The organism is Romboutsia sp. LXY-2 (assembly GCF_056171995.1).
This window is the reverse complement of sequence record NZ_JBKFGI010000001.1, coordinates 803,786-827,934: the sequence shown is the minus strand read 5'-3', so window position 1 is coordinate 827,934 and position 24,149 is coordinate 803,786. Positions and strand designations below refer to the sequence as shown.

Annotated in this window: 24 protein-coding genes and 1 riboswitch; of the genes, 22 read left to right on the top strand and 2 right to left on the bottom strand. The window is 28.3% G+C overall.

Annotated features, from left to right (window positions below; genetic code table 11):
• Nucleotides 1-40: 40 nt before the first annotated feature.
• Nucleotides 41-1,225: a dicarboxylate/amino acid:cation symporter gene (locus ACI48P_RS04005; RefSeq protein WP_475213694.1), complete on the bottom strand. Its 1,185-nt coding sequence runs from the start codon at nucleotides 1,223-1,225 to the stop codon at nucleotides 41-43.
• Between the two features lie 300 nt (nucleotides 1,226-1,525).
• Between ACI48P_RS04005 and ACI48P_RS04000 the strand changes: the two genes are divergently transcribed.
• The 8 genes from ACI48P_RS04000 (at nucleotide 1,526) to ACI48P_RS03965 (ending at nucleotide 10,378) form a co-directional block, all read left to right on the top strand.
• Nucleotides 1,526-2,071 (top strand): NADH peroxidase, encoded by a 546-nt coding sequence (locus tag ACI48P_RS04000; protein WP_475213692.1) that lies wholly within the window; start codon nucleotides 1,526-1,528, stop codon nucleotides 2,069-2,071.
• 192 nt (nucleotides 2,072-2,263) lie between these two features.
• Nucleotides 2,264-2,962 carry a response regulator transcription factor gene (locus ACI48P_RS03995; protein WP_475213690.1) on the top strand — a complete coding sequence of 233 codons (699 nt, stop codon included), beginning with the start codon at nucleotides 2,264-2,266 and terminating at the stop codon, nucleotides 2,960-2,962.
• A complete protein-coding gene (locus ACI48P_RS03990) occupies nucleotides 2,934-4,883 on the top strand; it encodes a sensor histidine kinase (RefSeq protein ID WP_475213688.1) in 1,950 nt (649 codons plus the stop codon). The genes ACI48P_RS03995 and ACI48P_RS03990 overlap by 29 nt, the downstream gene beginning before the upstream one ends.
• 306 nt (nucleotides 4,884-5,189) lie before the next feature.
• On the top strand, nucleotides 5,190-6,563 hold the full coding sequence (locus ACI48P_RS03985; protein ID WP_475213685.1) for a peptide MFS transporter: 1,374 nt from the start codon (nucleotides 5,190-5,192) through the stop codon (nucleotides 6,561-6,563).
• Between the two features lie 21 nt (nucleotides 6,564-6,584).
• Nucleotides 6,585-7,685: a M24 family metallopeptidase gene (locus ACI48P_RS03980; protein WP_475213683.1), complete on the top strand. Its 1,101-nt coding sequence runs from the start codon at nucleotides 6,585-6,587 to the stop codon at nucleotides 7,683-7,685.
• 312 nt (nucleotides 7,686-7,997) lie between these two features.
• Nucleotides 7,998-8,210 carry a FeoA family protein gene (locus ACI48P_RS03975; RefSeq protein WP_475213681.1) on the top strand — a complete coding sequence of 71 codons (213 nt, stop codon included), beginning with the start codon at nucleotides 7,998-8,000 and terminating at the stop codon, nucleotides 8,208-8,210.
• A 21-nt stretch (nucleotides 8,211-8,231) separates the two neighbouring features.
• Nucleotides 8,232-10,205 (top strand): ferrous iron transporter B, encoded by a 1,974-nt coding sequence (gene feoB, locus ACI48P_RS03970; RefSeq protein ID WP_475213679.1) that lies wholly within the window; start codon nucleotides 8,232-8,234, stop codon nucleotides 10,203-10,205.
• A gap of 20 nt (nucleotides 10,206-10,225) precedes the next feature.
• A complete protein-coding gene (locus ACI48P_RS03965; RefSeq protein ID WP_475213677.1) occupies nucleotides 10,226-10,378 on the top strand; it encodes a hypothetical protein in 153 nt (50 codons plus the stop codon).
• A gap of 111 nt (nucleotides 10,379-10,489) precedes the next feature.
• Here the strand turns inward: ACI48P_RS03965 and srtB are convergent, their stop codons facing one another.
• The gene (gene srtB, locus ACI48P_RS03960) at nucleotides 10,490-11,185 is read right to left on the bottom strand and encodes a class B sortase (RefSeq protein WP_475213675.1); all 696 of its coding nucleotides are present in this window, start codon (nucleotides 11,183-11,185) and stop codon (nucleotides 10,490-10,492) included.
• A 207-nt stretch (nucleotides 11,186-11,392) separates the two neighbouring features.
• Between srtB and ACI48P_RS03955 the strand changes: the two genes are divergently transcribed.
• From ACI48P_RS03955 to ACI48P_RS03890, 14 genes are all read left to right on the top strand, one after another.
• Nucleotides 11,393-13,186 (top strand): sensor histidine kinase, encoded by a 1,794-nt coding sequence (locus ACI48P_RS03955; RefSeq protein WP_475213673.1) that lies wholly within the window; start codon nucleotides 11,393-11,395, stop codon nucleotides 13,184-13,186.
• Nucleotides 13,183-13,992 (top strand): response regulator, encoded by an 810-nt coding sequence (locus ACI48P_RS03950; protein WP_475213671.1) that lies wholly within the window; start codon nucleotides 13,183-13,185, stop codon nucleotides 13,990-13,992. Before ACI48P_RS03955 ends, ACI48P_RS03950 begins: the two co-directional genes overlap by 4 nt.
• Before the next feature lie 217 nt (nucleotides 13,993-14,209).
• A riboswitch (cyclic di-GMP riboswitch) is annotated at nucleotides 14,210-14,293 on the top strand.
• 203 nt (nucleotides 14,294-14,496) lie between these two features.
• A complete protein-coding gene (locus tag ACI48P_RS03945; RefSeq protein ID WP_475213669.1) occupies nucleotides 14,497-15,960 on the top strand; it encodes a SulP family inorganic anion transporter in 1,464 nt (487 codons plus the stop codon).
• Between the two features lie 273 nt (nucleotides 15,961-16,233).
• Nucleotides 16,234-17,205, top strand: coding sequence for a metal ABC transporter solute-binding protein, Zn/Mn family (locus ACI48P_RS03940; protein ID WP_475213667.1), 972 nt, complete (start codon nucleotides 16,234-16,236; stop codon nucleotides 17,203-17,205).
• Nucleotides 17,206-17,214: 9 nt separating this feature from the next.
• Entirely contained in the window at nucleotides 17,215-17,934 is a 720-nt protein-coding gene (locus ACI48P_RS03935; RefSeq protein ID WP_475213665.1) for a metal ABC transporter ATP-binding protein, read from the top strand.
• A gap of 18 nt (nucleotides 17,935-17,952) precedes the next feature.
• Nucleotides 17,953-18,780 carry a metal ABC transporter permease gene (locus tag ACI48P_RS03930; protein ID WP_475213663.1) on the top strand — a complete coding sequence of 276 codons (828 nt, stop codon included), beginning with the start codon at nucleotides 17,953-17,955 and terminating at the stop codon, nucleotides 18,778-18,780.
• A 157-nt stretch (nucleotides 18,781-18,937) separates the two neighbouring features.
• A complete protein-coding gene (locus ACI48P_RS03925) occupies nucleotides 18,938-19,453 on the top strand; it encodes a hypothetical protein (protein ID WP_475213662.1) in 516 nt (171 codons plus the stop codon).
• Between the two features lie 105 nt (nucleotides 19,454-19,558).
• Nucleotides 19,559-19,804 carry a hypothetical protein gene (locus tag ACI48P_RS03920; RefSeq protein ID WP_475213660.1) on the top strand — a complete coding sequence of 82 codons (246 nt, stop codon included), beginning with the start codon at nucleotides 19,559-19,561 and terminating at the stop codon, nucleotides 19,802-19,804.
• Nucleotides 19,805-19,829: 25 nt separating this feature from the next.
• Entirely contained in the window at nucleotides 19,830-20,141 is a 312-nt protein-coding gene (locus ACI48P_RS03915) for a hypothetical protein (RefSeq protein ID WP_475213659.1), read from the top strand.
• A 152-nt stretch (nucleotides 20,142-20,293) separates the two neighbouring features.
• Nucleotides 20,294-21,616, top strand: a complete 1,323-nt coding sequence (locus ACI48P_RS03910) for a D-alanyl-D-alanine carboxypeptidase family protein (RefSeq protein ID WP_475213657.1) — start codon at nucleotides 20,294-20,296, stop codon at nucleotides 21,614-21,616.
• 302 nt (nucleotides 21,617-21,918) lie between these two features.
• Nucleotides 21,919-22,464, top strand: coding sequence for an NADH peroxidase (locus ACI48P_RS03905; protein ID WP_475213655.1), 546 nt, complete (start codon nucleotides 21,919-21,921; stop codon nucleotides 22,462-22,464).
• Between the two features lie 29 nt (nucleotides 22,465-22,493).
• On the top strand, nucleotides 22,494-22,811 hold the full coding sequence (locus ACI48P_RS03900) for a DUF1540 domain-containing protein (RefSeq protein ID WP_475213653.1): 318 nt from the start codon (nucleotides 22,494-22,496) through the stop codon (nucleotides 22,809-22,811).
• Nucleotides 22,812-22,822: 11 nt separating this feature from the next.
• A complete protein-coding gene (locus tag ACI48P_RS03895; RefSeq protein WP_475213651.1) occupies nucleotides 22,823-23,005 on the top strand; it encodes a (2Fe-2S)-binding protein in 183 nt (60 codons plus the stop codon).
• A gap of 234 nt (nucleotides 23,006-23,239) precedes the next feature.
• Nucleotides 23,240-24,106, top strand: a complete 867-nt coding sequence (locus tag ACI48P_RS03890; RefSeq protein ID WP_475213649.1) for a hypothetical protein — start codon at nucleotides 23,240-23,242, stop codon at nucleotides 24,104-24,106.
• The last annotated feature ends 43 nt before the right edge of the window (nucleotides 24,107-24,149 follow it).

Genomic DNA, 24,149 nt, shown 5'->3' with positions numbered 1-24,149 from the left:
TGTAGAAAATATAAAGTTTTCTACACTCTTTTTTATTTTATTAAGAAACAACTTCCTCTTCTTTAATTTTCTTCTTATTTGCAACTCCAGTAAGCATCAATGCTAATGCACCATCCCCCGTAATGTTACAAGCAGTACCAAAGCTATCTTGTAGAGCAAATATTGTTAATATTAAAGCTGTACCAGTTTCATCAAAACCTAAAACACTTGTTATTAATCCAAGTGATGCCATTACTGTTCCCCCAGGAACACCAGGAGCACCTATTGCAAAGATTCCTAGTAACACTATAAATAATATCATAGAAGAAACATCAGGAAGCTTACCATAAAGAATTTGAGATACAACCATTACAAAGAAAACCTCTGTTAAAACAGAACCACAAAGATGTATATTTGAACAAAGTGGTATAGAAAAGTTTAAAATATCTTTTCTTAAGGCTTTAGATTTATTAGCACATTCTAATGCAACTGGTAAAGAAGCTGCAGAAGACATACTTCCTATAGCTGTAAAATATGCTGGACCATAATGTTTGATAACATCTATTGGATTTTTACCTGATATTAATCCGCCTATTCCATATAATAGAGCTAACCAGATGAAGTGTCCGATTATTACTATTAATATAACCTTTAAGAATACAGGTAAATGGTTAGTGATAGTTCCTTTATATGCTAATGTAGCAAATGTAGTAGCGATAAAAAATGGTAATAGTGGTATAATAACTTTTTTTACAATACTTAATACAATATTTTGGAATTCATCTAATACTTTTTCTATTAAATTAGCATTTGTCCAAGTTGTAGCAAGACCTATTATTATAGCTAAGAATAAGGCACTCATAACAGGTATTATTTGAGGTATATCTAATTGGAATATTAATTCTGGTAATTCTCTTAGAGCTTCTGTTGTAGATGCTATTGATAATTTTGGTATTAATAAATAACCGAATACTGCAGAAAATGCAGCAGCACCAACAGAAGATAGGTAAGCAAATGTTATTGCATATCCTAATAATTGAGAAGCGTTATTCTTTAACTTGGATATAGATGGAGCGATAAATCCAATTATTATTAGTGGCACAGCAAAGAAGATTACTTGCCCCAAAATATACTTTAATGTTACGATTACATTCATAAATGAGCTAGGTGCATAGAAACCTATTAACAACCCTATAACTACGGCTAATATGAGTTTAAATATTAGACTATCAAATAATTTTTTCATTATTTTCCCCCTGATATTACTGTCTTTTTTATTAGTTATATGATCATATATTATTTTTTCTAGAAAATTAATGTACTTGCAAGTCATTACATCTCCAATTATATGAGTTTCTTAGTGATATGTAAATGATTTCCAAATACTATACTTTATTTCTATATTTTCAATATGTATTATTGTTTTTTTCTATATTATTTTTTTTATATTTAAAAAAGGTATATAATGAAAATAAATTGTTTAAAGGTAGTTTTGCCGGGTATAAATTAAATATTAAAAGATATAAAATATGGGGAGGAATTAATTATGAAGAAATTTGTTTGTACAGTATGTGGATATATACACGAAGGAGAAACAGCACCAGAGCTTTGTCCAGTTTGTAAAGTAGGAGCTGACAAGTTCGAGGAAATGAGCGGAGAAATGGTTTGGGCCGATGAGCACAGAATAGGTTCTGCTAAAGGTGTAGATGAAGAAATATTAGAAGGATTAAGAGCTAACTTTACTGGAGAATGTACAGAAGTTGGTATGTACTTAGCTATGAGCCGTCAAGCTGATAGAGAAGGATACCCAGAAGTTGCTGAAGCATATAAGAGAATAGCATTTGAAGAAGCAGAACATGCTGCTAAATTTGCTGAATTATTAGGAGAAGTAGTAGTTGCAGACACTAAAGCTAACTTAGAAGCTAGAGTAGAAGCTGAATACGGAGCTACTGAAGGAAAATTAAAAATAGCTAAGAGAGCTAAAGAATTAGGATTAGATGCTATACATGATACAGTTCATGAAATGTGTAAAGATGAAGCTAGACATGGTAAGGCATTCTTAGGATTATTAGAAAGACATTTCACAAAATAAATTATAGTAATATATAGTAGATATAATTTGTTTTAAAGGGTATTGATAAAAATCAATACCCTATTTTGGCGTTATAAAAATCTTAAAAAATCAGTTCGAATATCTTAAAAAAGATTACAGATACTAAAATGTAAACATTTTAAACTTTAAAAAAATATTTAAAATGGTAAAATAAAAACTGGGGTGAAGACAATGATAAAAGGAAACGTATTATTAGTTGATGATGATAAAGACATAGTAGACTCTATGGAAATACATTTAAAAAACGAAGGATTATATGTATATAAAGCATACGATGGAATACAAGCATTAGAAATACTAGAAAAAGAAGAAATTCACATAATCATAATGGATATAATGATGCCAAAAATGGACGGACTAAGTGCTACATTAAAAATAAGAGAAAAGAACAACATACCAATAATATTAGTATCAGCAAAAACACAAGATACAGACAAAATAATAGGGCTAAACATGGGGGCAGACGACTACATAACAAAACCATTTAACCCACTAGAACTAGTAGCAAGAGTAAAATCAAACCTAAGACGCTACATAAAGCTAGGGAACTTCATGGAAGATGAACTAGAAGAATTAAAAAATGGAGAACTAGTAATTGATAATGTCAGTAAAGAAGCAACAGTAGATGGAGAGCCAGTAAAACTAACTCCAATAGAATACAAAATATTAGAACTACTACTAAAAAATCAAGGGCGAGTATTTTCTTCAAGACAAATATATGAAAGTATATGGGAAGAACCAGGATACAACTGCGACAGAACAGTGGCAGTTCACATAAGAAGAATAAGAGAAAAAGTAGAAATAAATCCAAAGGATCCAAAATATATAAAGGTGGTGTGGGGTGTTGGATATAAAATTGATAAAGAGTAAAAAACTAATAGCCCTACTTATATGCTTTTGTATAAGTGTTATTAGTTTTAGCCTTGAGGATGCATATTACTATTATAAAGAATTTATAAATTGGGATTTCTATAATAGTTATCCTTTAGAAGGATTCATGCAGTATATATCAGACAGCTCAGTATACACAGTAGTAGGAGATAATGCCAGTGAAGAAATGCTTGAGCGTAGAAAACAAAGTCGTGCTTATGTTTCTGAGAACACACTTGCACAAATCTTTGTAAAAAATAATAACAGCGATGAAGTATATTCAAATGACATATTTGACTTTGATAAGTATATGGAAACAGTAAAATACTATCCATTTGTATGTGAAATAGACTATAAACGAAACACCATGTATTTATTAAGAGATGGTGAAAAAATAAGAATATCAACAAGAAATTATGGAAACTTAGCTCAAAACAAAAAAGAAAATGTTACTACATATATAGCAATACCTCATAGCGCCACTATAAGAAAAATGAAAACAGTCAATGACTATGAGCCATTATATTTAAGTTATGAAGAATATAGAATCAATTATACATACACATTAATATTTATAGGTTCTAAAGTAATAGCAGGAATAATTTTATTATCATACTTAGGTTTATATATATACAAAAATAAAGATAAAAATAGAAAATTATTATTAAAAAATATATTAAATACAACATCATTAGTAGCACTAGGATTTGTCTTCTCCACTATGTTTTCAATGCAATATATGGGAGGCTATTCATATGTGATAATTAACACAGTGCTCATATTCTTAATTTATTATTTTTGTAATTTATTATTACAATATAAAAAAGAAGGGGTATTATATGAAAAATTACCAATTCTAGAAGACTTACATGAGCTTAAAAGAAAAAATATAGATAGATCCGGTATACCAAGATATAAACTGGGATCTATATTAATCGTATTAGCTAACCCATTATTATTCATTACTTACCTTATGGTATCTATGTCACAATATTACTACCTTGATTATCTTTATATTATAATAATAGTAGTTTTAATAGTAGTGAATATTAAAGCTATAAGAATAATAACAAATAAAATTAATAATATAGAAAAAATAAAAGAAGGAATATCAGAAATCAAAAAAGGTAATCTTGACTATGAAATAAAAATAAAAAAAGATAGCATACTTGATGACATGGTAAGTGATATAAATGAAATAGGAGAAACCATAAACATAGCAGTAGAAGACAGATTAAAAAGTGAGAGAATGAAAAATGAGCTTATCACCAACGTATCTCATGATTTAAAAACTCCTCTTACAGCAATGATAAACTACATAAGTCTTATGAAAAAAGAAGATATTCAGCCAGATTACATAAAAGATTATGTACAAGTCTTAGACAAAAGATCTCAAAGGTTAAGAATACTAATAGAAGACTTATTTGAAGCATCAAAAATTAGAAGTAATAATATAGAATTAGATTTAGAAGAAAATGATATAAATCAGTTACTTACTCAAACACTAGTAGAAATGGAAGAATATATAGACGAATCAAAGCTTGATTTTATAGTAAATGTGCCACAAAATGAAGTTTATATATTAGCTGATGGGAAAAAGACTTACAGAGTTTTTGAAAATATAGTATGCAATATACTAAAATACTCAATGGAAAGAACTAGAGTATATATTGATTTAGAAGAAGAAGACGACAAGGTATATATAAGCTTTAAAAATGTATCTAATTATCAGCTTAACTTTGACCCTGATGAAATAACTGAAAGATTTACTAGAGGAGATTTATCTAGAAATACAGATGGTTCAGGTCTAGGACTAGCCATAGCTAAAGGATTTGTAGAAGCTCAAGATGGAGAGTTAAAAGTAGATATAATTGGAGATTTATTTATTGTTAATATACAGTTTAATTTAATAAAAAGATAAGTTATAAGTACTCCTTAAGGTTATACCAGGGGTACTTTTTTTATAATAATGAACTTTTACTTAGGTAAAATAAAAAATTAATCCACAATAAAATACTAGCCTTAACTTAAGGTAAATCTAAGCATAGGTATAAAGGGAATTCATAATCGAATTGTTGAAATAGTGAAAAATTTTCATAATTATATAAAAACTAAGAGAAAAAATTAACAATTTTATTGCTATACTAAAATTTTTTAGCTACAATCTAAATTAATAGTAACTTTTGCAAAATGTTATTATCAAAAAGGATTTTAGGGGGATTATACTATGGGAAATTTAACAAAGGCAGAAAAACTAAAACAGCCTAAAGACCTATATTTTTGTGGGTCAATGCTTAGCTTTACAGGATTTTCATACTATGCAATGAAACTTGTACTGCTATTATTTTTAGCCGAACAACCAGCCAAAGGGGGGCTAGGTTTAAGTTCATCGGAGTCAACTATAATTATGGCATCTCTTATGGCATGGTCATATTTGTCGCCAATTGCAGGGGGATGGATAAGTGATAGATATTTAGGTCCTAAAAAAAGTGTCAGTCTAGGTCTTTTAATCACTTCGATAGGTTACTTTGTAGGATACTTTATTAATAGTAAATTGATGGTTTACGTAATGATAACTCTTTGTGTAATAGGACCTGGTTTTTACAAAGGGAATCTACAAACTTTAGTAGGAAATTTATATTCTAATGATGACCCTAGAAAAGATGGTGCATTCTCAATAGCTTATACTTTTACAAATATAGGTGTTTTCTTTGGTCCATTATTAGGTGGTATGGTAGCGAATCAATGGTTCGCAGAGAAAAATGGTGCAGAAATATTAACTTTCGGATACAAACATGTTTTTTTATTATCAGCAATTACTATGTTTATAGCATTTATTCTCTTTACAATAGGACAAAAGAAGTACTGTAAACAAAGTGACACATCAAGTAAAGAAGACTTCAAAGCTGCCCTAGAGCATAAAAAAGCTTTATCTAAAATGCCTCTTACTAAAAAAGAAAAAGCAAGAATGATGGTTATTCTTACCTTAGCATTCTTCACAATATTCTTCTGGATGGCTTACAATCAAGCATCTATGTCTATAGCATTATATACTCAGGAATATGTTAATACATCTATTGGAAACTTCACTGTCCCAACTTCTTGGATAGACTCTTATAATGGACTTTTATGTGTAATACTAGGGCCTGTAATGGCAGCTATTTGGATAAAATTATCTAAAACTAAAAAAGGAGACTTAAGCATTCCTTTAAAAATGAGTTTAGGATTTGTTTTCTTAGCTTCGGCTTTCTTATTTATGCTTGGAGCAGTTATGCAAAGTGGATATGGAGAGACTGCAGTACAAAAAGCTAGTTTATTATGGCTTATAGGATTCTTAACTTTCCAAGCGGTTGGTGAAATGTGTTTTGCTCCTGTTGGATATGGTATGGTAAATAAACTTGCACCAGAAAAATATGCTTCACTATTAATGGGTGTATGGTTTGCATCAACATTCTTTGCGAATAAATTATCTGGATATGTTCAGCTAATTATAGACAAGCTTGGCATGATTCAAGTGTTTATCGCAATACCTGGTTTTTTAGTTTGTATAGGTGTTTTATTGATGCTACTTAATAAAAAATTAGAAGAGATGGCAAAATAATATTCTCATAAGGGGTGGAATATGGATAGAGTAGAGAAAGTAATAAAGTTATTAGAGAAAAGAAACTTAGATGCAATATATTTAACAAAAGAATCTAATGTAAATTATATAAGTGGATATACTGATGAAGCTGCTTTTGCACTAATATCAAAGAATGGTAACTTTATAATAACTGATTCAAGATTTGTTGAACTTGCAGAAAACGTATGCAAGGGTTATGGAATTATAAACTGGCATTTATTTGATAGAAGTATAGCTAAAGCTATAAAAAGTATTTGTTTAAAAGCGAACTTAAAAAATATTGGATTTGAAAAAAATCATATTGTATTTGATGAATATAATAGTATAAAAAATGAATTAGATTTAGAAAATATAAACTTTATACCTTCAGAAGGTATTATAGAAGAGCTAAGATATGTTAAGAGTAAAGAAGAAGTAGAATGTACAAGAATGGCTTGTAAAATAGCTGATAAAGCTTTAGAAGAGTTAATGCCTTACATAAAAATAGGTGTTAAGGAAAATGAATTAGCAGCTAAACTTGAATACTTTATAAGAATGCAAGGTGCCGAAATAGGATTTGATACTATACTTATTTCTGGGAATAAGTCTTCACTTCTTCATGGAAAACCAAGTGATAAAGAACTTGAAAATGGTGATTTATTAATTATCGACTATGGAGCAAAGTATAAAGGGTATATATCTGATACTACAAGAACCTTTATAATAGGAAATGCTAGTGAAAAACAAATTGAATTGTATGATTTAATAAAAGAAGCTCAACAAGTGGGTATTGATAATATGAAATCAGGAGCACATGCTACAACTCCTGATGCAAAAATAAGAGAGATAATAAAAGAATACGAAGAATACTACTATAGAGGGATTGGACATGGAGTAGGGCGTGATCTTCATGAAGAACCATTCCTAGGTAACTATGGTACTAGAATTATGGAAGAAGGTTGTATAATAACTATTGAGCCTGATGTATACTTCCCAGGTTGGGGCGGTATTAGAATTGAAGATACAGTTCTTATAACTAAAGAAGGGAATGAAATGTTGACTAAGTTCCCTAAAGACTTAATGATATTAGATAAACAAGAGGCTAGTGTAAAATGTAATTAATAGAGAGTAAATTTAGAAGATGTAAAATAAAGTGTGTATTTTCTTTGGGGGTAAAGTAAAAACTATAATACCCCAAGGAAGATATGCACTTTTTAATTTCTTCAATTCTCAAAACAGCCAATATCTATTTCAAGAAAATTTATAATTCAATCAATACCAAAAATCATCAAACCAAACCCAGTAAACAAACTTTTAAATTGAGAATAAGTTTTAATTGACAAACACTATTAAATCTAATAAACTGATATTAGTGATAATAATTATCAACATTAATTACAAATAATATGCAATATTAGGGAAGAGGTGTTTAATATGAAATTACCAGAAGGTAAAACATGTAATTTATATAAAATAAAATCAATAAATGGGGATGAAGAAATAAAAAAATTCTTATTTACTTTAGGATGTTTCGAAGGGGAAACAATAAGCATAGTAAAAAAAATGTACTCAAACTTGATAATTAACATAAAGGGCGGAAGATACGGCATAGACACAGACCTAGCAGAGGTTATAGAAATTTATTAAAGGTATAAAGGAGATGAGATCATGAAAATAGCTTTAACAGGGAATCCAAATAGTGGTAAAACAACACTATACAATGCCCTAACAGGAAAGCAAGAATACGTTGGTAACTGGGCAGGAGTTACAGTTAGCAAAAAAGAGGCAAAATTAAAAAGTAGCTTAGGAAAAGAAATAGATATTATAGATTTACCAGGGGCATACTCAATAAGACCATACACAAGTGAAGAAAGTATAACTACAGACTTTATAAAAAAAGAAAATCCAGACGTTATAATAAATGTAGTAGACTCAACAAACTTAAATAGAAGTTTATTCTTTACTACACAATTATTAGAAATAGGAATACCAGTAGTTGTAGCATTAAATAAAATAGATATATCAAAGTCTATGACAGAAATAAATATAAAAAAATTAGAAAGTCTTTTAAATTGTAAGGTTGTAGAATTATCAGCAGCAAAAAACGAAGGATTACATAATTTAATAGCTCAATCAGTAGAGTCATCAAAATTAAATATACAAAAGAATTCATTTGAAAAATTATCAAATATAAACAATGAAGAAAAGCAAGATAAAGAAAGATTTAAAATAGTTAATAACATAATATCTCAAGTTGAAAAAAGAATAATCCAGACTTATGAAGAAACTTTAGAAGATAAAGTAGATAAGTTTGTAACTAACCCTATAATAGGGACAGGACTTTTTGTTTTAGTAATGGCAATCATATTTAATTTAGCAATAAATACCTTAGGTCCATTAGTTGCAGATACTTTAGTTGGATTAATAGAATCTTTCCAAGGTACAGTAGCAGATCAGTTAGCAAATATGGGAACTAATGACTTCCTAAACGCATTATTAACTGATGGTATAATAGGTGGAGTTGGAGCGGTAGTTGGATTTGTTCCTTTAGTAATGGTATTAATGTTCTTATTATCATTAGTAGAAGACAGTGGATTCATGGCTCGTATAGCTCTTATATTTGACCCATTATTTAGAAAAGTTGGATTATCAGGAAAATCTATAATACCAATGATAGTAGGTTATGGATGCTCTATACCTGGAATAATGGCAACTAGAACTATAAAAGATGAAAAACAACGTCGTCTTACAGCAATGCTTACACCATTTGTTCCATGTGGTGCAAAAATACCAATAATAGCATTATTTACAGCGGCATTTTTCCCAAATCAAGCATTTATGTTTCCTCTTACTTACCTTATAACATTTGGAGTTATAATAGGTGTAGGCTTACTTTTAAAGAAAGCAACAGGAACAAAAAATATGAAAAATTACTTTATAATAGAATTACCACAATATCGTATACCTAGTTTAAAAAGAGCATTTTTCAAAATGATAGAAACAGGTAAAGACTTTGTAAGTAGAGCTGCTACTATTATAATAGTTTGTAATACAGTAATATTTATAATGTCTTCATTTAACTTTAGATTACAGTTAGTAGGAGATGCAGTAGATGCATCTATATTAGCTACTATAGCAGCACCATTTGCATTATTACTTATACCTATAGGAATAGGGGTATGGCAACTTGCAGCAGCAGCTATAACAGGATTTATAGCTAAGGAAGAAGTTGTTGGTACTTTAGCAGTAGTTTACTCAATGAGTAGTGCTATAAATGGAGACTTTGAATTAGTTAATGGAATGATGGTTCAAGAGGTTATGGGAATAACAGCAGTATCTGCCTTTTCATTTATGTTATTCAACTTACTTACACCTCCTTGCTTTGCAGCTATAGGTGCTATGAGATCAGAAATGAAATCAAAGACTTGGCTAAGAAATACTATATTACTTCAAATAAGTGTAGGATACTTAGTATCAATGGTAGTTTATCAAGTAGGTACAATAGTAGCTTACAAGCAATTAGGAGAAGGATTTGTGCCTGCAGTTATAATATTACTTGGGGCTATACTATTCATAGGATATAAAATAAAAGCTAATAGTAAAGAAGAACAAAAGATAGTATCTAAAGTAGTGGTACAATAATTTATTAAAGGAGATTTTATATGGGAAATTTAATAGTAATAGTGGTGGTAACTTTAGTATTAGTAATGGCTATTAGGCCCATAATTAAATACCACAAGGAAAAAGGCAGTGAAGATTATGGTTGTTACAAATGTTCAAATCACTCTAATTGCAAGGGATGTAGTAAGGAGTAAAGCTAATTATATAGTTAAAAACATAGATTAATAAAAGATAAAAAAATACCTATAAAGTATAGTTTAATTAAGCTTACTTTATAGGTTTTTTTATTTATTTCATAAAAAGTTTTACTTATTATGAGAAGAAATCAACTTACCATGAACCACAGTACGAGTATTTTCCCCTTCGTAGCTACAAGTAGATAAAGTAATTATTTTATCAGAGCTACTAACCTGAGTACTGCTATCACAAATAGAAAGTTTTTTAATTTCCTCTAAGTATTTTTCAAAGTCCATATCACTATCAAATCTAGGAACAAGATAATCATAACTTGCATCAATATAATAAGCAGAAAATACCTCATAAACATATTCTTTATCGCTAGTAATTATCTTAATTTTATTGCCATCATAGAAAAAGCCCTCATCCTTGAATTTATTCAAGTTTTCAAACATAGTATTGTTTTTCATATTATGACCATAAATAATAACATTGGGATCTTTCTCAAAGTCATTTCTATAGTCCATAAAAATACTACCAGAGCTTAAATCATTTTTATAAATATCCCTACTTAAATAAAACTCATTGTTATCAGACTGTAAAACCGGATAATTAATATTTGTATTTTCTACTTCAATCCAAAACTTAAAGTCAGGATTAATATGTACAAGATTGTTATAATTATCTTCCTTTTCTACCAAGATTTCTTCATAAATATCTGATGCTTTCTTGTAATCAGTGGACTTTAAAAAAATTTGATATAAGATAAAACATAGCAAAAGGATTAATACTATATTAATCGTATTTCTAAAAAACCTCTTCATAATATTCCCCCAAATATATGATAAATAATAAATTTAATATTATAATTTAAAAATTTAAGTATATTATAAAGACATAAATACATATTGTCCATAGGTTAGATTTATTGTATTTTATATATCCCTATGATAATATTAACCTAATAATTGGGAAATAACTTACATAAAGAAAAATATAAAAAGAGAAAATATATAAAGGAATTACATAAAATGAAAAAAACATCTTACTATATTACAGTTACCGTAGCAATAGCTCTATTTTTTTATGTTCTTGGCTGTGCTATTACTAGTAATCAATTTTCTTATAGATATAAAGCAACAAAGCATTTGAACATTATTGGAACCTATTCAATAGATAATTCAGATGAAAAGCCCTTAACAGATTATAAGGTACTTGATGATTCAAAGGCTCATAATGTGGTAATCAAAGGGCATTTTTCAAGGAAAATACCACCATATGAGGAAATATTGTTTCACCTATGCAATCTAAAAATAACTTTTAAAATAAATGACGAGACTGTTTTAACTTTTGGTGAAGATAATGATAGTATTTTTGAATCTCCTGGGATAACATGGCGAAATTATATTTCCAAGGGAATAACTACAGAAGATGAAATAGAAATTATTTTAGAAAATGTTTATGAAAACATGGCAACTCCTGTATTTTCAATATTCTTTAATGATTTACAAAGTGGATACTCATACTTCTTATATCAACAGCTTATATCAGAGCATGGCTCAACACTATTATTTGCTTTTGCCTTTTCAATGATAGGAATAGGTCTATTTGTTTATTCCTTTGTATCATTTTTATATAAGCGTAAATATATGGATCGTAGTATGGCAATATCCTTTATGATTTTCGTAGTTGGATCTTATATAATTATGGATGCTTGCTTTGATTTAATGCCATTGATTATAAGAAATCCAGAATATCTTAATCTTTTAGATATTCTTGTGGCATATGTTTTACCAATATCAGTTATTATGGTGTTTAGCTCGTACACTAGAGAATTAGTACAAAAAATTTATAGAATATGCACAATGGTATTTTCGCTATTTTTAATTTTTACTTTTACAATACAAATTACTGGTATGTATGATATGGCAAGTTTTTTACCAATATTTATTTTTATAAATATAATAGTATCTATGATAATTTTTATATGTTCATGTTATGAAGTTGTAGTAGTAAAAAATAGAGAATACACAGAACTTTTTATAGGTCTATATCCACTACTAATTGGTTCTTTTTTAGAAATAACATCTTATTGGCCTTACCTTGGTTTGGTAAGCTATGTTATAAAAGGTAGTATTATTTTAACTTGTGTAGTCTTATTTAGACAGTTTATTAAAAGTGTTCAAAATACAGTAAATGAAGAAAAAAGGCTACAACATATGGAAACTGAACTTGTACAAGCAAAGATTAGTATTATGTTTAGTCAGATTCAGCCTCACTTTTTATATAACACCTTAAACACTATTTGTTATCTTTGTGAAACAAGTCCAAAGGTAGCATCTTCTATTACTGAAAAGTTTGCTAAATATTTAAGAGGAAATCTTGATTCTATAACTAGAAAGAACACCATAACCTTTGTTCAAGAGTTAGAACATTTAAAGTGTTATCTTGCCATAGAAGAAATAAGATTTCCAGATATAAAAGTGGTTTATGATATAAATACAACAGAGTTTTTCTTACCAGCTTTAACAGTACAGCCTTTAGTAGAAAATGCAATAAAGCATGGATTAATGGATTCTGAAGAAGGTGGAGAAGTATTAATTAAAACCTATGAAGATGAATATAATTGGTATGTAAAAATTACTGACAATGGAATTGGATTTGATACTGCAAAAGAAAAAGAAGATGACAGAAGTCATATAGGAATAAAAAACACTAAGGAAAGATTAAAATCTATGTGTAGTGGTGAATTAATAATAGAAAGTAAAATAGGAGAAGGTACAGTTGCTAAAGTAATAATACCAAAAAAGGTGGGAGATATATGAGAATATTATTAGTAGATGATGAACAAATAGCTCTTCAACGTACTGAATTTATGATAAAGGATTTATATGAAAATGTAGAAATAATAAAATTTAGATTTCCAGGTAAAGCTTTAGAATATTTATCTAATGATGAAGGTAAAATTGATATTGCTATTTTAGATATAAATATGAAAAAAATGAGTGGATTAGTTTTGGCAAAAAATATTAAGGAAATAGATAAGGATATACCTATAATATTTTTAACTGGTTATAGTGAATATGCTCTTGATGCTTTTAAGGTACATGCCTCAGGTTATATTATGAAGCCAGCATCCAGGGAAGAATTAAAATTAGAAATAGATCATATTAAAGATATAAAATCTCCAAGCCAAAATAAAAAAAGAGTAAGAGTTCAAACCTTTGGAAACTTTGAAGTATTTGTAGACAATAAGCCTTTAAAGTTTTCAAGAAATAGAACCAAAGAACTTTTTGCTTATTTAGTTAATAAGCGTGGAGCAAATGTAACTCTTAGAGAGATTATGGCAGTATTATGGGAAGACAGTCCAGAGACTACATCTATACAAAGTAATTTAAGAAATCTAGTGTCAGACCTTATAAGTTCATTTAAATCTGCTGGCATAGATGATATTATAATAAAAAGTAGAGGCGAATTAGCTCTAAATATAGAAATTATAGACTGTGATTATTATAAGTTTATAAATGGAGATATTCAAGCGATAAATTCCTACTGTGGAGAGTATATGACACAATATAGCTGGTCAGAATTTACTGTAGAATATTTAAATAAACAAATATATAGATTTTAAATTGGTTTAGATATTACTTATTCCAATGATTTGATATAAAAAGAAGTACATAAATTAATACGAAAATAAAAAAACTTAAATTTTTTATAATTTAAGTTATTTGTTGCACTTCTGTTGCAGTTATATTGCTAAAATCTAAGTATCTTCCATAAACCTAATGTAATACATAAACCTAAATTAACAGATATACCCAATGTAATACATGAACCTAAATGTAATAAGAGTCAGTATCGATGAAGTATGCTTCGTATTTGGGCACTAGAAGCATATGGAGATAGTAGTGCAAGCGACTATATTATATAGAGCAATTTGCTATATATAATATAGTCTTTTTTTCTGTAATCATATAAATTTAAATTTAGACTTTCATATCCAAAAAGATTAATAATATATTAGATAAGTTAAAGTAGAAGCGTTGTAAAAAAGCAAATAAAAGTAAAAGCCTTTATAATAACGGTATTAATAATGGTTAACTAAAAATTTAATAAAGAAAGAAGGAATTTTATGAGGCAAAGGAAAGAAGAATGGTTAGGAAATGCTAAAGGAGATTTATTAGCAGGTATTGTAGTGTGTATGGCGCTTATACCAGAGGCAATAGGATTTTCCATAGTAGCAGGAGTTGACCCTATGGTTGGAGTATATGCATCATTTTGTATATCTTTAATTACATCAATATTTGGTGGTAGACCAGGTCTTATTTCTGCAGCTGCAGGAGCTACAGCATTAGTGCTTGCTAGTTTAGTAAGAGATTATGGAATAGAGTATTTGCTTGCAGCAACAATACTTACGGGAATTATACAAGTAATACTTGGATATTTAAAAATAGGCAACCTAATGAAATTTATACCAAAGCCAGTTATGATCGGTTTCGTAAATGCTCTTGGTATATTAATGTTCCAATCTCAGATTGATCATTTTAAAGGGGCACCGATATTATTATTATTAGGAGCAATAGGAATAGTAATTATTTACTTATTACCTAAGTTAACAAAAGCAATACCATCTCCAATAATAGCAATAATAACTATTACAATAATAGTAAGCATATTTAATATAGATGTTAAGACTTTAGGAGACATGGGCGAAATAACTAGTGAATTACCAAAATTTTTAATACCAAATGTTCCATTTAATATGGAAACATTAATGATAATATTGCCATATGCATTATCAGTTTCATTAGTTGGAATCGTTGAGTCACTACTTACATCTCAATTAGTTGATGACTTAACAAATACTCCAAGTGACAAAAATAAAGAGTGTATAGGTCAAGGTCTTGCAAATGTAGTAGCAGGTTTCTTTGGCGGTATAGCAGGATGTGGAATGATAGGACAAACTATTATAAATAATAGCTATGGTGGTAGAGGTAGATTATCTACTCTTACAGCAGGAACGGCTATGTTATTTTCTATAATATTATTAAATAAGTTTGTAGTTCAAATTCCAGTAGTATCTTTAGCTGCAGTTATGGTAGTTGTATCTATAACTACATTTAACTGGGCTTCAATAAAAAGAATTTCAAAAGTTCCAAAATCAGATACAGTAGTAATGCTAGCTACAGTTTTAGTAGTTATATTAACTCACAACTTAGCTTATGGAGTTATTGTTGGAATAATAACAAGTGCAATAGCTTTTGCATCTAAAATATCTGAGATAAGTGTTGATAGACATGAAGTACATGGATATGTTAAATATGAAGTCCAAGGTCAATTATTTTTCGCTTCAACTACTAAATTTATAAATAGCTTTGATTATAATGAAAAACTATATTCAATAGATATTGATTTTACAAAGGTCAAAGTTTGGGATGAATCTGCTGTTGATTCTATAGATAAAGTAGTTATTAAATACCATCAAAATGGTGTTAGCACCAATTTAATAGGATTAAGTGATTCATGTTTGGCATTAATAGATAATATGGCATATCATAACAAGCCAGGTGGATTAGAAATGGCTTCAGGTCATTAAAATATATAAAACTCTAAAGTATAGATATACTTTAGAGTTTTTTTATAATCCCCACCGCTTTAAACTTGAGCAACGGAATGTGAAGTAGTTCGCAGACGTAGCCGCTCAAGCGAAGCGAATTTTTTTATTTAGCTATTGACTAATATACAGGTACATAATGTATAATATATAATGAGTTTGATAATTAATATCAATTAATAAAGAAATGTTTTAAGAATAACTTAAATGGGAAATATTATAAAAGGCACAAATAAAATGTGAAAGGATAAAATTATGAAAAAACTATGGTTAGCAATGATAAGTCTAGTAATAGGTCTTAATATAGTAGGATGTTCAAAAAAAGTAGAAACAAAAAATTCAGAAGATAAAACAGTAGTATACACAACAGTATTTCCAGTGTATGACTTTGCAAGAAATATAGGAAAAGATAAAGTTGACTTAAATTACATAGTACCACCAGGTACAGAACCACATGATTATGAAATAACACCAAAAACACTAAAAGACATACAAAATGCAGATTTACTAATAAAAAATGGATTAGGTATGGACACTTTTGCTGACAAAATAGAAAGTGAGTCAGATTTATTAATAGTAGAAGCAACTAATGGAATTACTCCTTTAAAATATGAAGAAGAAGATCACGATCATGAAGAAGATCATGACAGTGAAGCTAAATCTCATGACGATGATATTGATGAACATGATGAACATAGTCATGGAGAATATGACCCTCATGTTTGGTTAGACATTGATTTAGCAATGAAGCAATGTGAAAATATAAAAAATGCACTTGTAAAAGTTGATGGAAAAAACAAAGATTACTATGAAAATAACTACAATGAATATATAAAAAAATTAGAAGAATTAAAAGTAAATTATGATGAAGGTCTAAAAGATTTAAAACAAAATCAATTAATAGTAGCACATGATGCTTATGGATACTTATGTGAAAAATACAACCTAAATCAACTATCAATAACAGGGATTAGCCCAAATCAAGAACCCTCTCTAAGTAAGATAACAGAAATCTCAAATTATGCAAAAGAGCATAAAATAGGATTTGTATTATTTGATGGTTTAGTTAATCCAAAGGTAGCCAAAACTATTGCAAGTGAAGCAAAAATAGAGACAGCAGTATTATATTCTATAGATGGAGTAAATAAAACTGATTTTGATAATAATGAAGATTATATATCATTAATGAACAAAAACTTAGAAACATTAAAATTAGTATTAAAGTAGGGGTTAAAGATGAGTGAAGCCATAAAGTTTGAAGATGTAAGTTTTGGATATGAACAAAATACAGTATTTGAAAATATAAACTTAAACATAAAAGATGGAGATTATATAGGCATAATAGGACCAAATGGAGCAGGGAAAAGTACCTTATTAAAGCTAATGATAAATCAGATAAAAGCTATAAAAGGAAGTATATATATAGAAGGAAAAAATATAAATGACTTTAATGATTGGCAACATATAGGATATGTAAATCAAAAGTCTAACTCTTTTTCCTCTTCCTTTCCTGCAACAGTAAAAGAAGTAGTTGCAATGAATTTATGTTCAAGAGTAGGTCTTTTTAAAAGAATTAAGAAAAAAGATTTAGAAGAAGTAGATGAAGTATTAAAATTAGTAGGCATTTATGATTACAAGGATAAGTTAATAGGAAGCTTATCTGGGGGGCAACAACAAAAAGTATTTATAGCTAGAGAATTATTAAAAAAGCCGAGCATATTATTTTTAGACGAGCCTACTGTAGGTATTGATGTAAATGGTCAAAAAGAATTTTACAAGATACTAAAAGAATTAAATGAAAGCTTAAACCTTACTATAGTAATAGTCTCTCATGACTTATTTATAGTAAAAGAAGAAGTGAAAAAAATAGCTTTAATAAAAGATAAAAGTGTAAAAGTAATAGAAAATGAAAATAATGAAATAAGTAAAAATATGATATTAGAGCTTTTAAGCTAGTGTAATGGAGGGATAGATTTGGAGATTTTTCAGTATGATTTTATGACAAGAGCACTTATTGCATCAAGTGTAGTAGGTCTAATTTGCCCTCTTATGGGAATATTTATAGTTCTTAAAAGGCTTTCACTTATAGGAGATAGCTTATCCCATATAGCTTTATCAGGAATAGCAGGAGCAACTTTATTAAATATAAATCCAATACTAGGCTCATTAGTAGCATCAAGTATTGCAGCTTTAGTAATTGATAGGCTAAGGGTAACCCTAAAGGAATATGCAGACTTATCAATTGCAATAATAATGGCTTTAGGTGTTGCTATTTCAGGTATATTAATAAGTGCATCAAATGTGAATTTTGACTTATTTTCATTTATGTATGGAAGTATAGCCACGGTAAATAAAGAAGACATAGCAATAATAATTATTACAGCTATAGCAATTATTGGTTTTATATCTATATTTTTTAAAGAGCTTGTTTATATAACTTTTGATGAAGAAAATGCTAAGTTCTCTAAAATACCAGTTAAATTAATAAACGGTATATTTATGATTTTAGCAGCAGCTAGTATCACTATTACTTTAAGAGTAGTAGGTGTGTTATTAGTATCATCATTAATAGCAATACCTGTTGCAACAAGTTTAAAAATAGCAAAAAGCTTTAAGCAATCAGTAGTCTACGCTATAATTTTTGGAGAAATAGCTACTATTGGTGGAGTTATTGCATCTTTCTACTTAGACTTTGCTCCAGGAGGAACAATAGTTATTATAAGTATTTTAGAGCTTTTAATAGTAAGTATAGTAAAAAAAGTTTCTGAAAAGAATAGGATAAAAATGAGATTAAACTATTAAACATAAAAAACTTGCCTTTAAATATGAAGGTGAGTTTTTTTAGTTGAGAAAATAGATTTAAATTAATATGTGTGAAGTATACTTATAGCAGATGATAATTCAAGTTATGCTATACTTACTTATGGGGATTATGTATTACATAAAAGAGGGAGGATTAGTGGAGAAAAAAATTATAATAATTATAGGTGTATTATTAGTAGGGGTAGGGTATAGCTACTATTCAAAAACATCTCAAGAAAAAGAAATTCCAAGAATAGAAATAAGCGTAGAAGGAACTAATAAAATAATAGAACCTAATTATTATCCTGAAGGTTTTGACTTTAATTATGAGGAACTACCAGTTATTCAAACATCAGAACTTGAGAACCTTCTAAACGTTAAATTAATAGAAAGTAACTTAGATAAGCTAACTATTGGAGAAGATTACTATAACGTACTTGAAGATAATAGAGGAGTAATTGAAAGAGAAACCTATAATTTAGACAAAACAAATTCTAATGATTTTAAATTCCAAGTTAAAAGAAGAGGAAATTTTGATGAAAATGCAGTATATTATATTCTCTTAAATGAATCTGACTCAGATGTATTTGTTTTTCAAGTTGATTTCGTACTAGATGAAAATTTAGATGAAAATTTAGATGAAGATTTAGATGAAGATTTAGACAAAAATTAAATAAAAAAATAACGATTAATAATTAGGATTTCATAAAACACAAAGCAATAAAATTATGGTTTTGTGTTTTTACAAAGTTTAATATTTGTAAAAAGAGGTGTTATTTTGAAAAAGTTTTTTTTATACTCAATTTCAATATTGAGTGCAATATTTATGATAGCTGGTATTTTATTAAAAAGAGGAGATATTATATCTTTAGGATTATATTTACATTTTGCTGAAGGAGCATACATATCTTTAGATGAATACAAAAGCTCAAAGAAAGTGGTAGTTAAAACTATTTATTACCCATCTATATTTTTAATACTGACAACCATTATTATATATCAAGCTATTATAGGTCAAAGGTAACACTAAGGATTAGGGAGGAAGAAATATGATATTAGTTTTATCATGTTGTTTGTGGGTAATAACATTCGATTTTTTATTTTATAAAATAAACTATAGTATCTACGGTATATTTGAGCCAATACAAAGAAAAATAGAACATTTGAATGAAGAAAATAGACGCAAATATAAAAGAAATATTAATATATTAGGTCTAGCAATAATGCTAGGAATTACTAGATTTACTTTAAGTGAGGGAGTAGAAGGCTTGATTTTGGGACTATTATTTTCAATCAAGAATATGTGCTTTAGAGATACTTTCATAGAAATTTATAAAAATGAGGTCGCAAAAAAACAGTAATTATATAAGTGGTTACATCAACTTATTATGGCATTGATAATTTTATCAATGTTTTTTTTTACTTAAAATGATATAATATGAAAGAATATAATAAAAACGCTAATCATAACTATTGATAATAAAGGCAAGAAAAGAGGTTTTAAACAAGAAAAATGAAATTTTTCAAATCACTAATTTTAACAATTTTAATAATAACATTAACATCTGTTAACAGTGTAGTAAGAGCACAAGATAACGCAGGTCAAATCCCAGGATTAATAGCAGAATCAGCAATAGTAATGGACATAGATACAGGGGAAATTATAGCATCAAAAAATGCAGATGAACAACGTCCTGTAGCAAGTACAATTAAATTATTAACATCATTAATTTTTGCAGAAAATACTTCAAAAACAGCAATGATACCTTTTACTGAAGATGCACTTAAAACTACTCAAACAGCATTAAACAACTTTAAAAATATTAATCCAGGAGATAAAATTTCAAGTAATGATCTTATGAAAGCAGTTTTGATTTTTTCAGCTAATGATGCAGCATACTTAATGGCAGACTCTGTAGCTGGAAATACTAATGATTTCGTAAAGATGATGAACGATAAAGTAAATTCACTTGGTTTAAAAAATACACATATAGTAAATCCATGTGGATTAGAAAACGATGCTTTAAACCCAGACAATAAAGAAATTAACTTATCTAGTGCATATGATATAGCAATAATCGCAAAAGAAGCTTATAAAAATGAATGGATTAAAGAAATTATTTCAGATAAATACAAAAATACATCTATTAAGATAGAAGGAACACCTATTTTAGTTGAATCAAGAAATAAAATAATTGGTCAATATGGTAACATAGGTGGAAAGACAGGAAACGAAGTTAAAGCAGGTCATTGCTTTGTTGGTTTCTTTGAAAGAGATGGTAGAAATTTAGTTACTGTAGCTCTTAAATCTCAATATGGAGCAGATGGTACAAATGTATTTAATGATACACAAAAGATTGCAGACTACGGATATGATTCTAAAAAGCAAGTATTTAAAAAAGAAGGCGAAGAGATTAGCAAACTTAATCTAGAGTACAAAGCATTTGGATTATTTGGACCTAAAAAGAGTGTAGAAGTTCCTGTTTTAGCATCAGAAGATATAATGTACTACAAAAATGATATCAATGATAAAAACGTAAAAATAGAATCTAATGAAAATGACAAAAGTGCATGGAAATTAGCTAATAAGGATATTGAACTAACTTTTTCAATACAAAATTATAAGATAAAAACATCTGGTAAAGTAGACTTATCAGTATTTGATTTAATTAAAGCAAATATAGCACTTTACGCAATTACTATTGTAGGAATTATTGCAGCAGTAGCAGCTTTAGCTTATATTATTAGATTTATTAATAGAAGAAATAGGCGAAACAGAAGAAATAGAATAAACACTACGAATAGAAGAAGAAAAAGAAATAGAAGACCTTTTTAATTTATTGTAAAAAAGTATCACTAATAATAAAAAGTAACTTAGTCGAAAATAAATCTTTAAAGTAAGAAATCCAATTATAGCAATTATGTTAGATATAAAAAATTATCTAATATAGTTGCTATTTTTTATGTATGACTTTTAAATCAAAAAAATATTAATACCTAACTTTTAATCATACAACTTACAAAAATTTAACCATTCAAAAAAGCAACTACAACATTTTTTTAGTGAATATAAATAAATAGTTTCCACATAATAACTATGTATTAAAAATTATTATCGCAATAAAAAGGAGATAAGAAATGAAGAAATATGTTTGTACAGTATGTGGATACATACATGAAGGAAATGAACCTCCTGAAGTTTGTCCAGTATGTAAAGTTGGAGCAGACAAATTTGACGAATTAAAGGGAGATCTTACTTGGGCTGATGAGCACAGAATAGGAATAGCTAAAGATATAGACCCAGAGATAATAGACGGATTAAGAGCAAACTTTATGGGTGAATGTACAGAAGTAGGAATGTACTTAGCTATGAGTCGTCAAGCTGACAGAGAAGGATACCCAGAAGTGGCAGAAGCATACAAAAGAATAGCCTTTGAAGAAGCTGAACATGCTGCTAAATTTGCAGAGTTATTAGGAGAAGTAGTAGTTAATGATACTAAGTCTAATTTATCTGCTAGAGTTGAAGCTGAATATGGAGCTTGTGCTGGTAAAAAAGATTTAGCTGGGCTTGCTAAAAAACACAACTTAGATGCAATACATGACACTGTTCATGAAATGTGTAAAGATGAAGCAAGACATGGTAAAGCATTTAAAGGATTACTAGATAGATATTTTTCTAAATAAGAGATTACATATATAAAGGAGGAATTAAAATGAATAAAATAGATTGTGGTGTAAATAACTGTTCTCATAACAATAGTGGAACTTGCTATGCAAACCGTGTTAATATAGGAGGAAAAGGAGCAAAGTCAGCATGTGATACTTGCTGTGGTTCTTTCCTAGATAAAGAACACTATTCAACTCTTACAAATAATACTAATTCTAAAGGTGCTTGTGATTGTTTAGTATGTGAAGTTATTAGCTGTAGCTACAATAACAATAAATTATGTAGTGCAGATGCTATATCAGTATCAGGAAACAATGTTAATATTTACACAGAAACAAACTGTGAAACTTTTAAAACAAAGTAAGGAGCATAAATATGAGTAAAGATAATATAGTATGTTTATGTAATAATATAAGTGAAGAAAGTATAGTTAAAGCTATAAAAGAAGGAGCTAATACAGTAGAAGCAGTTAAAGAAAAAACTGGAGCTACAGGTGGAGCATGTAAAGGTCATAGATGTAAAGGTAAAGTTGAAGAATTAATAAATGCAAATAAATAAATTTTAAAAACATGTATAAATAAATCTTAGATGGATAAAATTAAGATACACATTTATACCAACCTTTTATTAAGAAGGCAGTAAGCGTTTTGCTTACTGCCTTCTTTTGGCTATTTATTTGATAAAGTTTAGGTAAATAATGTATATGATAGGTTTCGACAAATTATGCAAAGATAATAATATATAATACTCCCTGTAGCAAAAAGACATCAATTAGTTAGGGGAGTATAAGGCATGTTATTAAAGAAAAAAATGGTGAATATAGCGGTAATAGCGATATTAAGCACAGGGGCATTAGTAGGATGTAGTTCAGAGGAAAATAATACATCAACAGAAAATAAAAACAATACTCAAATAGTTAAAGAAGATAAAGAAGCACCAGTATTAATAAAAGAATTAGAATTTGTAGATAATCAAATGCTTGAGCCAGACTCCATAGGAACGAGATACTATGTAACAAAGTTTAAAAATAACTCTGATAAAATAATAACAAATATAAACATAGAACTAGAACTAGACAATGGGGAAACAACATATTTATCATCACATGATGTTATAAAACCAGGAGATACTAGTGCAAAAACTCAATGCTTTGGACCATCAACAGGAAATCTTGAAGACATGAAAGTGAAAGTTATAAACATAGTAGTTATAGATAAGAATAAGCAATATTATATAGATTACGATATAAAATTAGATAAATATGATGTTCTAGAAACAAAATATGAAGAAAATAAAGAAGTATCACCAGTAGCGGTAAAAGAATTAGAGTTTGTAAATCCTACAGTTTTAGATCCAGATTCAATAGGAAACGTATATTTTAAAACTCAATTTAAAAATAACTCAAAATTACCTATAACAAGTGTAAGTATTGAGTTTGAATTAGATAATGGAGAAACAACTTATCTAACATCATTTGATACATTACTTCCAGGAGATACGAGTTCAAATGCTGAATGTTTTGGACCATCAACAGGAAATCTTGAAGATATGAAAGCTAAAACTATAAGTATAGTAGCTTTAAATGAAGACAAAAAAGATGTATATATAGATTACAATATAAAATTAAATAAATACGATATAATAGTAAGTACAAATTAATAGTAAGCTAAACTTACAGGGGAGTAGATAAAGGAGCTAATGT

What these genes read in the sequence shown, in the direction of transcription:
- ACI48P_RS04005 (WP_475213694.1), bottom strand. Translation starts at nt 1,225, where the DNA reads ATGAAAAAATTATTTGATAGTCTAATATTTAAACTCATATTAGCCGTA.
- ACI48P_RS04000 (WP_475213692.1), top strand. Translation starts at nt 1,526, where the DNA reads ATGAAGAAATTTGTTTGTACAGTATGTGGATATATACACGAAGGAGAA.
- ACI48P_RS03995 (WP_475213690.1), top strand. Translation starts at nt 2,264, where the DNA reads ATGATAAAAGGAAACGTATTATTAGTTGATGATGATAAAGACATAGTA.
- ACI48P_RS03985 (WP_475213685.1), top strand. Translation starts at nt 5,190, where the DNA reads ATGGGAAATTTAACAAAGGCAGAAAAACTAAAACAGCCTAAAGACCTA.
- ACI48P_RS03980 (WP_475213683.1), top strand. Translation starts at nt 6,585, where the DNA reads ATGGATAGAGTAGAGAAAGTAATAAAGTTATTAGAGAAAAGAAACTTA.
- ACI48P_RS03975 (WP_475213681.1), top strand. Translation starts at nt 7,998, where the DNA reads ATGAAATTACCAGAAGGTAAAACATGTAATTTATATAAAATAAAATCA.
- feoB (WP_475213679.1), top strand. Translation starts at nt 8,232, where the DNA reads ATGAAAATAGCTTTAACAGGGAATCCAAATAGTGGTAAAACAACACTA.
- ACI48P_RS03965 (WP_475213677.1), top strand. Translation starts at nt 10,226, where the DNA reads ATGGGAAATTTAATAGTAATAGTGGTGGTAACTTTAGTATTAGTAATG.
- srtB (WP_475213675.1), bottom strand. Translation starts at nt 11,185, where the DNA reads ATGAAGAGGTTTTTTAGAAATACGATTAATATAGTATTAATCCTTTTG.
- ACI48P_RS03955 (WP_475213673.1), top strand. Translation starts at nt 11,393, where the DNA reads ATGAAAAAAACATCTTACTATATTACAGTTACCGTAGCAATAGCTCTA.
- ACI48P_RS03950 (WP_475213671.1), top strand. Translation starts at nt 13,183, where the DNA reads ATGAGAATATTATTAGTAGATGATGAACAAATAGCTCTTCAACGTACT.
- ACI48P_RS03945 (WP_475213669.1), top strand. Translation starts at nt 14,497, where the DNA reads ATGAGGCAAAGGAAAGAAGAATGGTTAGGAAATGCTAAAGGAGATTTA.
- ACI48P_RS03940 (WP_475213667.1), top strand. Translation starts at nt 16,234, where the DNA reads ATGAAAAAACTATGGTTAGCAATGATAAGTCTAGTAATAGGTCTTAAT.
- ACI48P_RS03935 (WP_475213665.1), top strand. Translation starts at nt 17,215, where the DNA reads ATGAGTGAAGCCATAAAGTTTGAAGATGTAAGTTTTGGATATGAACAA.
- ACI48P_RS03915 (WP_475213659.1), top strand. Translation starts at nt 19,830, where the DNA reads ATGATATTAGTTTTATCATGTTGTTTGTGGGTAATAACATTCGATTTT.
- ACI48P_RS03910 (WP_475213657.1), top strand. Translation starts at nt 20,294, where the DNA reads ATGAAATTTTTCAAATCACTAATTTTAACAATTTTAATAATAACATTA.
- ACI48P_RS03905 (WP_475213655.1), top strand. Translation starts at nt 21,919, where the DNA reads ATGAAGAAATATGTTTGTACAGTATGTGGATACATACATGAAGGAAAT.
- ACI48P_RS03900 (WP_475213653.1), top strand. Translation starts at nt 22,494, where the DNA reads ATGAATAAAATAGATTGTGGTGTAAATAACTGTTCTCATAACAATAGT.
- ACI48P_RS03895 (WP_475213651.1), top strand. Translation starts at nt 22,823, where the DNA reads ATGAGTAAAGATAATATAGTATGTTTATGTAATAATATAAGTGAAGAA.
- ACI48P_RS03890 (WP_475213649.1), top strand. Translation starts at nt 23,240, where the DNA reads ATGTTATTAAAGAAAAAAATGGTGAATATAGCGGTAATAGCGATATTA.